Genomic DNA, 13263 nt, shown 5'->3' on the forward strand with positions numbered 1-13263 from the left:
TGGGAAAACCAAATTCTTGTATAAATTGGCGGAGTGTAATGTATCTATTAACCATTATAGTACTACCGTCACAACAAATTACTGCTCAATTTGTTGTGCATAATGGAAATATAGAAAATGCAATATCAATTCACACTAAAGCGGAATATGTAGATGTAGGTCTGGTTGACGTGTCTTTTGAGCAAATTAAAAGCATTTAAGCGTTTCATTTTTCTCCGATGATAAAAGAAAATATGGACTTTGGCTTTACCAATCGTAACATTTGGATACGTTTTGGATTGAAAAATGATTCTGTTGAAGAGCAAAATTACTTTTTTGAAACTGCAAGACCCATTACAGATGTAGCCGAATTATATATTATTAAAGGTGATAAATCGGTTGCGAAATACATTAGCGGAGATGCAATTCCTTTCAACCAACGAAGTTATAAAGTTAGAAAAACTATCTTCAAAATCAATATTGCTCCCCATGAGTTACAACAATTTTATTTGCGCGTAAAAAGTGATGGAGAACAATTATCCATGCCAATGATTCTTCATTCTTCGGAAAATATTTTAGAAGAAAGTTCATTTGAGCAATTCATCTTTGGTTTTTTCTACGGTATAGTGTTTATTGCCGCCATTTTATATCTGTTCTTTTTCTTTGCTATGCGAGACAAAACATTCTTCTTTTATAGCATGTATATGGTTTTTATTGGATTATTACAATTTTCAATAGATGGTTATTTTTATAAATTTATTACTCCGCAATCTGGTTGGTTTTCATTACATGCCGTAATTATTTTTGCTTGTTTTGCTAATTTCTTTTTAGGTCGTTATGCTCAAGTGTATTTAAAAGTAAAAGAATATAATCGTTTAATAAACAATACTTTTTATTTTATATACGGATTGGATTTATTCTTATTTATATCCTTACTCTTTGTCCCAAACGCGCTTCAATACTCCTATCCTATTGCTAACGGACTAGGGTTAATATTATTGCTATTAATTATCGCATCCCAATTCATTATTTTCATCCGAACAAAAAAATAGATCGCTTTTTTGCTGTAGGTATCTTTTTCCTCATACCAGGTTTTGTGATTTTTATTCTTAAAAATTTCGGTGTATTACCGCTTACTTTTTTAACAGAAAACGGCTCTAAACTGGGCACCGGAATGGAAGTTATTTCCCTTTCACTTTCGATGGCAAATTTAATAAGAAACCTAAAGAATGATCGAGAAGCTCTCCAAACCATTGCCCTTCAAAAAGCGGAAGAAATGAACGAACTGAAGTCTTATTTTCTCTCCAATATAAGTCACGAGTTACGCACACCTTTGAATGCTATTTTGAACACAGCCAAGTCAATGGCGAATGATTTTAAGGAAGAACAAATTCAAAATGGTAGCCAAATTATAAAATATTCCACGTATAGCTTGTTGAATTCGGTTAATGATATTCTGGACTTCTCAAAAATTGAAAAAAACGAAATAAAACTAGAACTTTCGGAGTTTGATTTAGTTAAGACTGTTGAGCATATGGTTAATAATTTTGCCAGTGAAGCTAAAGATAAAGGCTTGGAATTTACTTTCATAAAAGGAGAAAATTTACCTCAAATGGTTAAAGGAGATGTTGCCCGATTGAGCCAAATATTGCAGAACATCATAAGTAATGCACTCAAATTTACCAATGAAGGCTTTGTCAAATTCAAATTAGATGCAAAAAAAGAGAAAGACAACAAAGTACAAATTACATTTTTGGTAAGTGATACAGGTGTTGGGATTTCAAAAGAAAAAATCAATAGCATTTTTGATTCGTTTTCTCAAGACAGCATTACAAACAAACGAAAATTTGGAGGTTTAGGACTTGGACTCTATATTGTAAAACATCTTGTAAATCTGCAAAATGGTAAAATAAAAGTCGATAGCACTACTGGGTTAGGAACTGTTGTTACTATCGATTTGACTTATGAAAATATTGAAGTCAAAAAAGAAATTGAAGCAAATGCTGCAACTAATTTTTACGATTTAAATGGAAAATCTATTCTAGTTGTCGAAGACAATGCCATGAATCAAATCAAATGGTGATTAAAATGATAACCAAAAAATGGCTGAATACTACGGTAGATTTTGCCAATAACGGACAAGAAGGTTTGCAAAAACTGATGAAGAAAGATTATGATATCATCTTAATGGATTTGCAAATGCCAATTATGGATGGCTATGAAGCCACGATTGCTAACAGAAACGGAGAAGCGGGAGAAGACAAAAAATCAATTCCGATTATTGCCTTAACTGCCGATGTAATGGAAAGTACTAAAACCAGAGTTATAGAGATTAGAATGAATAAATACTTATCAAAACCTATAGATAAAGACACCTTATATGAGATTATTAAACTATTGGTCAGTTAAATTATTAAAAATTTTGAGTTATAAATTTTAATTGATTCGTCTCTTAATTTAAAAGTTAGAATTTAGAATTTAAAATAATATTTTTATAATTACTTTTGCACCGATTAAAACAAAAAGTGATTATGGTAAAAGATTTATTCGAAAGAATACAAAATAATAAAGGACCACTAGGAAAATGGGCATCTCAAGCCGAAGGATATTACGTCTTTCCAAAACTTGAAGGAGAACTTGGCCCAAGAATGACATTTCACGGAAAAGATATTTTAAACTGGTCAATAAACGATTATTTAGGGCTAGCCAATCATCCCGAAGTTCGTCAGGCAGATACAGATGCGGCGACAAAATATGGTGCAGCATATCCTATGGGTGCCCGAATGATGAGTGGTCACACCGATGCTCACGAGCAATTAGAAAATGAATTAGCAGCTTTTGTACAAAAAGAATCAGCTTACTTACTGAACTTTGGTTACCAAGGGATTATGTCTTGTATTGACGCTTTGGTGACTAAAAATGACATCATTGTTTATGATGTTGATGCTCACGCCTGCATCATTGACGGTGTGCGTTTGCACATGGGAAAACGTTTCACTTACCGACACAATGATATCGAAAGTATGGAAAAAAACCTTCAACGGGCTACAAAAATGGCTACCGAAAATGGTGGAGGAATACTTTTCATTACCGAAGGCGTTTTCGGGATGCGTGGGCAACAAGGAAAGCTGAAAGAAATTGTCGAGATGAAAAAAAAATACAATTTTCGTTTACTAGTTGATGATGCTCATGGGTTTGGAACATTAGGAAAAACTGGCGCTGGCGCTGGTGAAGAACAAGGATGCCAGGATGGAATCGACGTATATTTCTCGACATTTGCCAAATCGATGGCGAGTATAGGTGCTTTCCTAGCAGCTGATAAAGAAATTATAGATTATTTAAAATATAATTTGCGTTCGCAAATGTTTGCCAAAGCTTTACCAATGATTCAAACCGTTGGCGCCCTAAAACGTTTGGAACTGTTGAGAAACCAACCAGAATTAAAAGACAAACTTTGGGAGAATGTGAATGCTTTACAATCTGGGTTGCGTGCTCGAAATTTTAATATTGGTGATACTAATACTTGCGTAACTCCAGTATATCTCGAAGGAAGTGTGCCCGAAGCAATGGTAATGGTCAATGATTTACGAGAGAATTACGGCATTTTTTTATCAATTGTAATTTATCCTGTAATTCCAAAAGGAATTATTTTGTTACGAATGATTCCAACTGCTTCACATACTTTGCAAGATATTGATGAAACTCTTTCAGCGTTTGAAATTATTCGCGAGAAACTGGTTAACGGAACCTATAAAAAAATTGCTGACGCCACAACAGTTGACGTATCCTAAAGTAAATTAAGATGCATTTGATAAAAAACGACTAATTTTTTTAAAGCATTGACTTCTAAAAATTAAAAATAATCGATACTTTAGCCCAATGATTCGAGTGTCAATTATTGGTTCAGGGAATGTTGCCCAGCATTTAATTAAAGCGTTCAGTAAAACTACTGAAATTGAATTAATTCAAGTGTTTTCAAAAAACAAACAATCGATTATTAAAACCATTACAACAGTCGAAGTTATTTCAAAATTTGACGATTTAATACCAGTTGATGTAACCATTATTGCGGTTACAGACAGTGCTGTTGGTCAAGTTTCAAAACAAATTCCATTTACCAATCAACTTGTGGTTCATACATCGGGAAGCGTTACTATGAATGCACTAGACGCTAAAAACAGAAAAGGCGTTTTCTATCCGTTGCAAACATTTTCTACATCAAAAGAAGTTGATTTTAGCATTATCCCAATTTTTCTCGAAGCACAAAATGATACTGACTATAAAACTCTAGAAATTGTTGCCAAAACAGTATCCAATTCTGTAAATATAATCAGCACTGAACAAAGACAAGCGTTACATATCGCAGCTGTATTTGTTTCTAACTTTACAAACCATTTGTATCAAATTGGTTATGAAATATGTATTGAAAATAACTTATCTTTTGATGTTCTAAAACCCTTGATTTTGGAAACTTCAAATAAAATTGTAACGCTTTCACCCAATGATGCCCAAACCGGTCCAGCTATTAGAAAAGACACTGAAACAATCAACCAACATCTTGCCATTTTAACAGATGAAAGTCAAAAAAAAATATATAAATTGTTAACAAAAGCTATTATTGATAATGGAAAAAAGTTATAAAGAGCTACTCAACAACATCACCACTTTTATTTTTGATGTGGATGGCGTTTTAACAGACAGTTCTGTGCACATTACTTCAACAGGAGAAATGCTCCGAATTATGAATATTCGTGATGGTTATGCGATGAAAGCTGCGTTAGAAAGTGGTTATAATATCTGCATTATTTCTGGAGGTAATAACGAAGGTATTCGCATAAGGCTCAAAAACCTTGGACTTAATGATATTCATTTGGCTTCGCCAGATAAAGTTGCTACTTTCAAAGAATATATCCAACTTTATAATATCAATGCTGATCAAGTTTTATATATGGGTGATGATATTCCAGATTATCATGTGATGCAATTAGTTGGGTTGCCTGTTTGTCCTCAAGATGCCAGCCCAGAAATCAAGGCCATATCAAAATATATATCGCATAAAAAAGGTGGAAAAGGTGCTGTTCGAGAAATTATTGAACAAGTAATGAAAGTTCAAGGAAAATGGCATTTATATTATAACGGAAAGCACGATTGATTTTTTGATTTTTAGAAAAAAAGTAGATTACCGATTTATTTATACCCAAAATTAAATGAACTATTTAAAAATAATACGATACCAAAATCTTCTGCTTCTGGCATTTATGCAACTTATTTTTCGTTACGGATTCTTGAAGTTTCAAAATATATTTTTATCACTGACCGATTTGCAATATGGATTATTAGTATTATCAACAGTTTTAATTGCTGCAGCTGGTTATATTATTAATGATATTATGGATCAAGAAACCGATTATGACAACAACCCCGAAAGTGTGATTGTTGGCAAAAGCATCTCTGAAAAGTCAGCTTACAACTTGTATTTTATTTTAAATATAAGCGGTGTTGTTATTGGTTATTATCTTGCAAACGTAATTCATAAACCTAGTTTTGCTGGAGCGTTTATCATTGTTTCCGCTACTTTGTATATGTATGCAACAAGCTTAAAGCAAATGCTGCTTATTGGCAATATAATTGTAGCTTTACTTTTATCCTTCAGTGTTATCATCATTGGACTTTTCGATTTATTACCAGCAACTTATGATGGGAATCGGGCAGAAATGGGATTACTATTTTCCATATTGATGGACTATGCCATATTTACTTTCCTCATTAATTTCATCAGAGAAATTATTAAAGACATGGAAGATGTTGATGGTGATTACAATCAAGTAATGAGCACTTTACCTATTACGCTCGGAATAAATAAAACCTCAAAGATTGTTTCAGCGTTGTTACTTATTGCAACAGGTATTATGTTATGGTATATCAATAGTAATTTGATGCTTTCAAAGTTATATTATTCGGTAGTTTATGGATTACTTTTATTGGTTGGCCCAATGATTTTTGCTGCGGTAAAAGTTTGGAATGCCAATTCAAAAAAGGAATTTCATTTGTTGAGTATCATTTTAAAATGTGTCATCTTCTTTGGTATCCTATCTATAGTAGTCATTACGTTAAATATAAAACACAATGGTAAGTGAAACCTTGAAAGATTATAAAATAATATTAGCTTCTGGTTCTCCCAGAAGACAGCAGTTTTTCAAAGATTTGGATTTACAATTTGAAATTCGATTAAAAGACATCGAGGAAATTTATCCCAATCATCTTCAAGGTATTGAAATTACCAACTATTTAGCCCAATTAAAAGCTAGCGCATTTGATAGTGAACTAAATGATAACGAACTTTTAATAACCAGCGATACTATTGTTTGGTTAAACAATAAAGCATTGGGCAAACCTAAAAATTATAATGATGCGGTTACTATTTTGAAAGAATTGTCTAACACAACTCATGAGGTAATTACTTCTGTTTGTTTTAAGACCATTGATAAAAGTGATACTATTTTTGAGGTTACCAAAGTTACTTTCAATGAACTTTCGGAGGAGGCTATTCACTATTATATAGAAAATTATGAGCCTTACGACAAAGCCGGTGCTTATGGTATTCAGGAATGGATAGGTTTAGTAGGTATTACTAAAATTGAAGGCTCTTACACTAACGTTGTAGGACTGCCAACTGAAAAAGTGTATCAGTATTTGAGTAAATATTATTGAAAGAAAAGCTAAAGATGTAACTTTACTAAAAATATATACTTATGTCTGAAATTATGAAATTTCCGTTTTACATCAAAGTTACAGCCCTAATAATAGGTTTAATTGGACTTTTTGCGATACTCTTTTTTGGTCAAGACATTATTTTTCCTATTCTTTTGTCATGTTTATGTGCCATTATACTATATCCAATTGTTGTTTTTTTAAATAAAAAACTTCGTTTTCCACACATCATTGCAGTGATACTAGCAATAGTATTGTTTGTACTTATTTTTTTAGGCATTTTCTATTTTATTTCTATTCAGGTGAGCGATATGGCTAACGATTGGACAAAAATTAAAAGTAATTTTTATTATCATTTGGAACATTTTCAGCAACTTATTAGGGATAATTTTCATTTGAGTAAACGGGAACAGAATCAAATCATCAACAACGCTACCAAAAAAGGGATGGATTCTAGTACACAAATAGTTAGTACCACTTTAAATTCATTTACCGACATAGCCCTTAATTTGGCATTGATACCTATTTACACTTTTTTATTTTTATTGTATCAAAATCTTTTTATTAATTTTTTATCTAAAGTATTTAAGCCCGAAAATCATAAAAAACTACGTGAAATTTTAATGCAAATTAAAATTGCTATTCAAAGTTATATAGTAGGTTTAATATTCGAAATGATTGGCGTTTCTGTATTAACCGTCATCGGATTGTGGATAATAGGTGTTGAATATTTTATTCTTCTAGGAATTTTAACCGGTTTACTGAATATGGTTCCTTATATAGGAATTTTGTTTGCAGGCGCGCTAACTATTTTGGTCTCTCTTTCAAGTTCTACAGATTTGACAATCGTTTTCGGCGTTATCATAGTAAATATTATTGTGCAACTTATCGATAATAATATTTTGGTTCCTTTATTTATAAATTCTAAAGTACAAATTAATGCTTTTGTATCCATTGTAGGAATTATTATCGGAAGTGCTTTGGGAGGAATAACCGGTATGTTTCTGGCCATTCCAATTATTGCCGTTATAAAAGTAATTTTTGATCGGATAGATTTTCTAGAGCCTTGGGGATATTTGTTTGGAGATGACTTACCTAAAACTTATGAATGGCATAAGATCAGAATACCTCATTACAATTACAGTAGCTCTACTTCACCTATTAGTTTTGAAAACGAAGATGTTCATGATGTACCGCTCGAAAAAAGTATTGACTCTACTACAAATACCAATACTACTTCAAATTAATAATAATTTAAAAATTAGTTTTGCTTTCTAAATTTTTATGCTATATTTCTTATTTAAAACGTTTATATATGTACTTTATCGGTAAAAATTGATTTTTATCGGTGAAATTATAATTTTTAATTTTATATTTGTTGTGAATTTAAGCTAAAGTATTTTATCTAATAAATTTACGAAACCATGAGAAAGCTAAAAATTATAATCGTGCTATTGTTAGCAATATTTTCAAATACTATTTTTTCACAAGAACGTTCTTCTGAAAAAGAATCATTACCTATTGATGCTAAAACCAATTGCTATTTACGTTATTACTATTTTCCGAATCTAGAGGCATATTTTGATAACCTTGAAATGATGTATTATTTCAAAATAGATGGAAAATGGTTATCTGATGACGAATTACCCACTAACTACTGCGGTTATTCTATCTATAATAAACTTAAGGTGATCATAACCGACTATGATGGCGATCAACCATACCAATTATTAGCCACTCACAAAAAGATGTATCCATACAATGCGAAAGGACGATTTGCAAATCCCACAGCCTCTTCAAATTAAATTTATTCATGTTTATTTATGTTTTTAATTGACTAAAAAGATCTTTTGTCCCCCAACTAAAGATCTTTTTTATTTACTTTATATTCATGCATTAAATTATACGCAAAACAAAAAAACACTTTTTAAAATAATAGTATATTTGAGCAATGGCAAAACCATTTCAAATGAAACATCTTATATTACTTTCACTATTATTAGTAAATTTAAAATTAGCAGCGCAACAACCTATTAAACCTAACGCTGTTGAAATTTATAACCAAATACAAAAACTAAATTTTCTAGGTTCTGTACTTTATCTTGCAGCACATCCTGACGATGAAAATACACGATTAATTTCGTATTTATCCAATGATGTAAAAGCTCGAACAGGATATTTGTCGTTAACTCGTGGCGATGGCGGACAAAACCTCATTGGCCCAGAATTACGCGAACAGCTGGGCGTTATCAGAACACAAGAACTAATTGAAGCTCGTAAAATCGACGGAGGTGAACAATTTTTTTCTCGTGCCAATGACTTTGGTTTTTCTAAAAATCCAGATGAAACATTGCAAATTTGGGATAAAGATCAAGTTTTGAGCGATATTATTTGGGTAATAAGAAAGTTTCAACCTGATGTAATCATCAACAGATTTGATCATCGTTCCCCAGGTACCACACACGGTCATCATACCTCATCTGCCATGTTGAGTTTTGAAGCATTTGATAAAGTTAATGATGCCAAAATTTTTCCAAATCAATTGGTATTTGTTGAAACCTGGAAACCAAAGCGTTTGTTTTTCAATACTTCCTGGTGGTTTTATGGCAGTAAAGAAAAATTTGATGCCGCTGATAAAAGCAATTTAGTTACCATGAAAATTGGAACGTATTACCAGTCGTTGGGCAAATCAAATCAAGAAATTGCTGCATTAAGCAGAAGCAGACATCAATCACAAGGTTTTGGCTCTACAGGAACACGTGGCGAAGAAGTAGAATATTTAGAATTTTTAAAAGGAGATGCACCCAAAGATAAAAACAATTTTTTTGACGGTATCGATACCACTTGGAATAGAATTCCTGGTGGAAAACCTATCGGAGCTATCCTACAAGCAGTAGAAAAAAACTTTGATTTTAAAAATCCCTCCGCTAGTGTTTCAGAATTGGTAAAAGCTTATGCGTTACTGGAACGTTTAGAGAATTCGCATTGGAGAACCATTAAACTAGAAGAACTAAAAAAAACCATTGCCGCTTGCGCCGGATTATATTTTGATGCTGTTTCAAACGAGCAAGAAGTTACCCGAGCAAGTACTTTAAACGTCAAGGTAGAGATTATCAACAGAAGTAACGTACCAATGAAATTAAATGGTATTGGTGCTGTTCCTGTTTATAATCACAAAGAAGAACAAATAATTAGGGATTTAAAAAATAACATTCCCTTAAATGATAACATTACTTTAGAACTTCCAAAAGATTTAAATTACACCAATCCTTATTGGTTAAACCAAAAAGGAACCGTTGGCATGTATCGCGTAGACGCGCAAGTAGACATTGGTAGCCCTGATGTGCAGCGTCAAGTGAAAGTTGGATTTTGGATTGCAATTTACGGTGTAGAAATTCCGTTTGAAAGAAATGTTGTTTACAAATACAATGACGATGTAAAAGGCGAAATTTATCAACCTTTAGATATTGTGCCAATTGCCACATCTAACTTTGCTGAAAAAGTATATATTTTTAATTCCAATAAAGAAAAAACAATAACTGTTTTAGTAAAAGTAGGAAAACAAAATATTCAAGGTACAGTACAACTACAAGTTCCTGAAAACTGGAAAGTAACGCCGACGCAAATTCCGTTTTCAATAACCAGAAATGGCGGAGAAGCAATTGCTAATTTTACTGTTTCACCATCCAATGAATCAAGTGAAATCGTCATCAAAAGCATTGTCAAAGTTAACGATGAAACATTCGATAAAAGTAAAATTGACATCAATTATTCGCACATCAACAAACAAATGGTTTTAAAACCAGCCGAATCCAAAGGTATTCGCTTAAATATAAAAACCAAAAATGAGAGAATTGCTTACATCATGGGTGCTGGAGACGAAGTACTAAAGTGTTTACAGCAAATGGGTTATGATGTCGATATTTTAAAACCCGAAGAAATATCGAATGAGAAACTCCTAAACTTTGACGTAGTAATGACTGGAATCCGTGCTTATAATGTGGTTAACGGATTGGCTTATAAACAAAGTGTTTTATTAGATTTTGTAAAAAATGGTAAAACGATGATTGTGCAATATAATACACTTGATGATTTGGTTACCAAAGATATAGCACCATATTCTTTAAAAATTTCGCGTGATCGCGTTACCGAAGAAAATGCGGAAGTTCGTTTTTTAGCACCAAATCATTCCGTTTTAAATTATCCAAATAAAATTACGATTGAAGATTTTAAAGGTTGGAAACAAGAGCAAGGTTTATATTATCCCAATGAATGGGATACCCACTTCACTCCTATTCTTTCTGCCAATGATAAAGGCGAAACACCAAAAAATGGTGCTTTATTAATTGCCAAATATGGTAAAGGAAATTATGTTTACACGGGTTTAAGTTTTTTTAGAGAATTGCCCGAAGGAGTTTCTGGTGCCTATAGATTATTGGCTAATATTATCGCAATAGGAAAGTAATATGGCTCACAAAAAAACATCGGCTTGGAAAAATAGTTACACTTGGGTTTTAGTGATGAATGTGCTCTACATTATTATTTTTTTTATTCTAATGCAATTATTCTTCTAATATGCAACAGCTCGATTGGATCATTTTATCGGCAACGCTTTTATTTATTGTTTTTTACGGGGTATATAAAACAAAAGGAAGTAAAAATGTAGAGGATTACATTTTAGGAAACAAAGAAACACCATGGTGGACTGTTGGGCTTTCTGTTATGGCAACACAAGCAAGTGCTATCACGTTTTTATCAACACCTGGACAGGCTTATCATGACGGGATGGGGTTTGTGCAATTCTATTTTGGTTTACCAATAGCCATGGTAGTTATCTCGATGACTTTTATACCTATTTATCATAAATTAAAAGTGTTTACCGCTTATGAGTATTTAGAACAGCGCTTTGATTTAAAAACGCGTTCGTTTACCGCCATTTTATTTCTTATTCAACGAGGTTTAGGAACAGGCTTAACCATCTATGCTCCAGCTATTATACTTTCATCAATCTTGGGTTGGAACCTCACTATTCTTAATATTATTATTGGATTACTGGTTATGATTTATACTTTTGCGGGAGGAACAAAGGCTGTCAATGTGACTCAAAAGCAACAAATGTTTGTAATAATGAGTGGTATGATTATTACATTTTTTTTGATATTGCATTTGTTACCCAACGATATGACTTTTTCTAATGCTATGCACATTGCTGGTGCCAATGATAAAATGAATATTCTTGATTTCTCTTTTGACCCACAAAATAGATATACTTTTTGGAGTGGTATTACCGGAGGTTTCTTTTTAATGCTCTCTTATTTCGGAACAGACCAATCTCAAGTGGGTCGCTATTTATCGGGGAAATCAAATAGAGAAAGCCAAATGGGGCTAATAATGAATGGCTTTTTAAAAGTGCCAATGCAGTTCTTTATCTTGCTAATCGGAGTTATGGTATTTGTTTTCTTTCAGTTCAATCCTGTACCGCTTACCTTTAATCCTGTGAATAAAGTAGCGATTGAAAAATCTAAATATGCGCAAAATTATCATTCGCTAGAAAAACAATTGACGCAGTTATCTGAAGAAAAAAAGGAATTTAATTTGTTATATATTGATCATTTGAATCAAAATTATGATAATCCAATTTTGAGAAAAAAACTAATTTCTCTATCAGCAAAAGAAAAAGATTTACATGACGAAGCCAAAACAATCATCACAAAAGTGGATGAAAAAGCTGAAACAAATGACAAAGATTATGTGTTTATTTATTTTATTTTAAATTATTTGCCCTCGGGGTTGATAGGACTTTTAATAGCCGTAATTCTATCGGCTGCCATGTCTTCTTCAGCTTCTGGATTAACTGCTTTAGCATCAACAACTGCTATCGACATTTATAAACGGAATGTAAAAGGTGAAAAATCTGAAAAACACTTTGTGAATGCAACTAAATATTTCACGCTACTATGGGGAATTATTGCTATTCTTTTTGCTTGTGTGGGAACACTTTTTGAAAATTTAATTCAATTGGTAAATATTGTTGGATCTATATTTTATGGTACTGTATTAGGAGTGTTTTTGGTAGGTTTTTATATAAAATTTGTGAAAGCAAATGCCATTTTTTATAGTGCAATTAGCAGTCAAATTACCATTTTTTTTATTTATTATTATACCATTTATATTTATCCAACCGGTCAAGAAAAATTGGGTTATTTATGGTTAAATTTTATTGGTGCTTCTATAACGGTGCTTTTATCGCTACTAGTTCAATTAATTTTAAGAAGGAAACAAAAAGTGCAGTTATAACCCTTAAATCATTGTTTATAAATAGGTTTATTTTATTCTCAAAAACAAAATCTTTCAAATATTAAGTTCAACTGTTAGGACAATCTGTACGAATAAGTATAAAATGCATCAACAAGACTGTTTCAAATAGTAAAACGAAATGATCGCGAAATAAAAATTTATGGCTTTAGTCTAATTTATATATGTTAAATTAATTATGTCTTTAAATTCATACCAAGCTGTAAAAGAAGTAGCTATTAAGGCTATTGTTTTGTTCACTGGGCTTTGATTTTCATT

The 13263-nt window shown here is 32.1% G+C and carries 13 protein-coding genes and 1 pseudogene; all 14 read left to right on the forward strand.

Going from position 1 to position 13263, the window contains the following annotated elements:
- On the forward strand, positions 1-200 hold a 200-nt coding region (locus Q0Q96_RS06425), incomplete at its 5' end, for a hypothetical protein (RefSeq protein WP_293872412.1).
- A gap of 18 nt (positions 201-218) precedes the next feature.
- Positions 219-1031 carry a 7TM-DISM domain-containing protein gene (locus Q0Q96_RS06430; RefSeq protein ID WP_293872413.1) on the forward strand — a complete coding sequence of 271 codons (813 nt, stop codon included), beginning with the start codon at positions 219-221 and terminating at the stop codon, positions 1029-1031.
- A 44-nt stretch (positions 1032-1075) separates the two neighbouring features.
- Positions 1076-1126 (forward strand): annotated as a pseudogene (locus Q0Q96_RS12255) (hypothetical protein); the annotation flags it as partial.
- Positions 1127-1153: 27 nt separating this feature from the next.
- Entirely contained in the window at positions 1154-2062 is a 909-nt protein-coding gene (locus Q0Q96_RS06435; RefSeq protein ID WP_293872414.1) for an ATP-binding protein, read from the forward strand.
- Between the two features lie 5 nt (positions 2063-2067).
- Positions 2068-2388: a response regulator gene (locus Q0Q96_RS06440; RefSeq protein ID WP_293872415.1), complete on the forward strand. Its 321-nt coding sequence runs from the start codon at positions 2068-2070 to the stop codon at positions 2386-2388.
- 122 nt (positions 2389-2510) lie between these two features.
- Entirely contained in the window at positions 2511-3770 is a 1260-nt protein-coding gene (locus Q0Q96_RS06445) for a pyridoxal phosphate-dependent aminotransferase family protein (RefSeq protein ID WP_293872416.1), read from the forward strand.
- A gap of 88 nt (positions 3771-3858) precedes the next feature.
- Positions 3859-4620, forward strand: a complete 762-nt coding sequence (locus Q0Q96_RS06450) for a DUF2520 domain-containing protein (protein WP_293872417.1) — start codon at positions 3859-3861, stop codon at positions 4618-4620.
- Positions 4604-5131 (forward strand): HAD-IIIA family hydrolase, encoded by a 528-nt coding sequence (locus tag Q0Q96_RS06455; RefSeq protein WP_293872418.1) that lies wholly within the window; start codon positions 4604-4606, stop codon positions 5129-5131. Before Q0Q96_RS06450 ends, Q0Q96_RS06455 begins: the two co-directional genes overlap by 17 nt.
- Positions 5132-5186: 55 nt before the next feature.
- The gene (locus Q0Q96_RS06460; protein ID WP_293872419.1) at positions 5187-6116 is read left to right on the forward strand and encodes a geranylgeranylglycerol-phosphate geranylgeranyltransferase; all 930 of its coding nucleotides are present in this window, start codon (positions 5187-5189) and stop codon (positions 6114-6116) included.
- Positions 6106-6690 carry a Maf-like protein gene (locus tag Q0Q96_RS06465; RefSeq protein ID WP_293872420.1) on the forward strand — a complete coding sequence of 195 codons (585 nt, stop codon included), beginning with the start codon at positions 6106-6108 and terminating at the stop codon, positions 6688-6690. The genes Q0Q96_RS06460 and Q0Q96_RS06465 overlap by 11 nt, the downstream gene beginning before the upstream one ends.
- Before the next feature lie 41 nt (positions 6691-6731).
- Positions 6732-7937, forward strand: coding sequence for an AI-2E family transporter (locus tag Q0Q96_RS06470; protein WP_293872421.1), 1206 nt, complete (start codon positions 6732-6734; stop codon positions 7935-7937).
- A gap of 177 nt (positions 7938-8114) precedes the next feature.
- Positions 8115-8495 carry a hypothetical protein gene (locus Q0Q96_RS06475; RefSeq protein ID WP_293872422.1) on the forward strand — a complete coding sequence of 127 codons (381 nt, stop codon included), beginning with the start codon at positions 8115-8117 and terminating at the stop codon, positions 8493-8495.
- 164 nt (positions 8496-8659) lie between these two features.
- Positions 8660-11155, forward strand: a complete 2496-nt coding sequence (locus tag Q0Q96_RS06480; protein ID WP_293872423.1) for a PIG-L family deacetylase — start codon at positions 8660-8662, stop codon at positions 11153-11155.
- A 110-nt stretch (positions 11156-11265) separates the two neighbouring features.
- Positions 11266-12987 carry a sodium:solute symporter gene (locus Q0Q96_RS06485; protein WP_293872424.1) on the forward strand — a complete coding sequence of 574 codons (1722 nt, stop codon included), beginning with the start codon at positions 11266-11268 and terminating at the stop codon, positions 12985-12987.
- The last annotated feature ends 276 nt before the right edge of the window (positions 12988-13263 follow it).

The sequence above is a fragment of the Flavobacterium sp. genome, assembly GCF_025352015.1.
GTDB lineage: Bacteria > Bacteroidota > Bacteroidia > Flavobacteriales > Flavobacteriaceae > Flavobacterium.

Coding starts and splice junctions, on each gene's coding strand:
- Q0Q96_RS06450 (WP_293872417.1), top strand. CDS start 3,859: ATGATTCGAGTGTCAATTATTGGTTCAGGGAATGTTGCCCAGCATTTA.
- Q0Q96_RS06455 (WP_293872418.1), top strand. CDS start 4,604: ATGGAAAAAAGTTATAAAGAGCTACTCAACAACATCACCACTTTTATT.
- Q0Q96_RS06460 (WP_293872419.1), top strand. CDS start 5,187: ATGAACTATTTAAAAATAATACGATACCAAAATCTTCTGCTTCTGGCA.
- Q0Q96_RS06480 (WP_293872423.1), top strand. CDS start 8,660: ATGAAACATCTTATATTACTTTCACTATTATTAGTAAATTTAAAATTA.
- Q0Q96_RS06470 (WP_293872421.1), top strand. CDS start 6,732: ATGTCTGAAATTATGAAATTTCCGTTTTACATCAAAGTTACAGCCCTA.
- Q0Q96_RS06475 (WP_293872422.1), top strand. CDS start 8,115: ATGAGAAAGCTAAAAATTATAATCGTGCTATTGTTAGCAATATTTTCA.
- Q0Q96_RS06430 (WP_293872413.1), top strand. CDS start 219: ATGATAAAAGAAAATATGGACTTTGGCTTTACCAATCGTAACATTTGG.
- Q0Q96_RS06445 (WP_293872416.1), top strand. CDS start 2,511: ATGGTAAAAGATTTATTCGAAAGAATACAAAATAATAAAGGACCACTA.
- Q0Q96_RS06440 (WP_293872415.1), top strand. CDS start 2,068: ATGATAACCAAAAAATGGCTGAATACTACGGTAGATTTTGCCAATAAC.
- Q0Q96_RS06485 (WP_293872424.1), top strand. CDS start 11,266: ATGCAACAGCTCGATTGGATCATTTTATCGGCAACGCTTTTATTTATT.
- Q0Q96_RS06435 (WP_293872414.1), top strand. CDS start 1,154: ATGGAAGTTATTTCCCTTTCACTTTCGATGGCAAATTTAATAAGAAAC.
- Q0Q96_RS06465 (WP_293872420.1), top strand. CDS start 6,106: ATGGTAAGTGAAACCTTGAAAGATTATAAAATAATATTAGCTTCTGGT.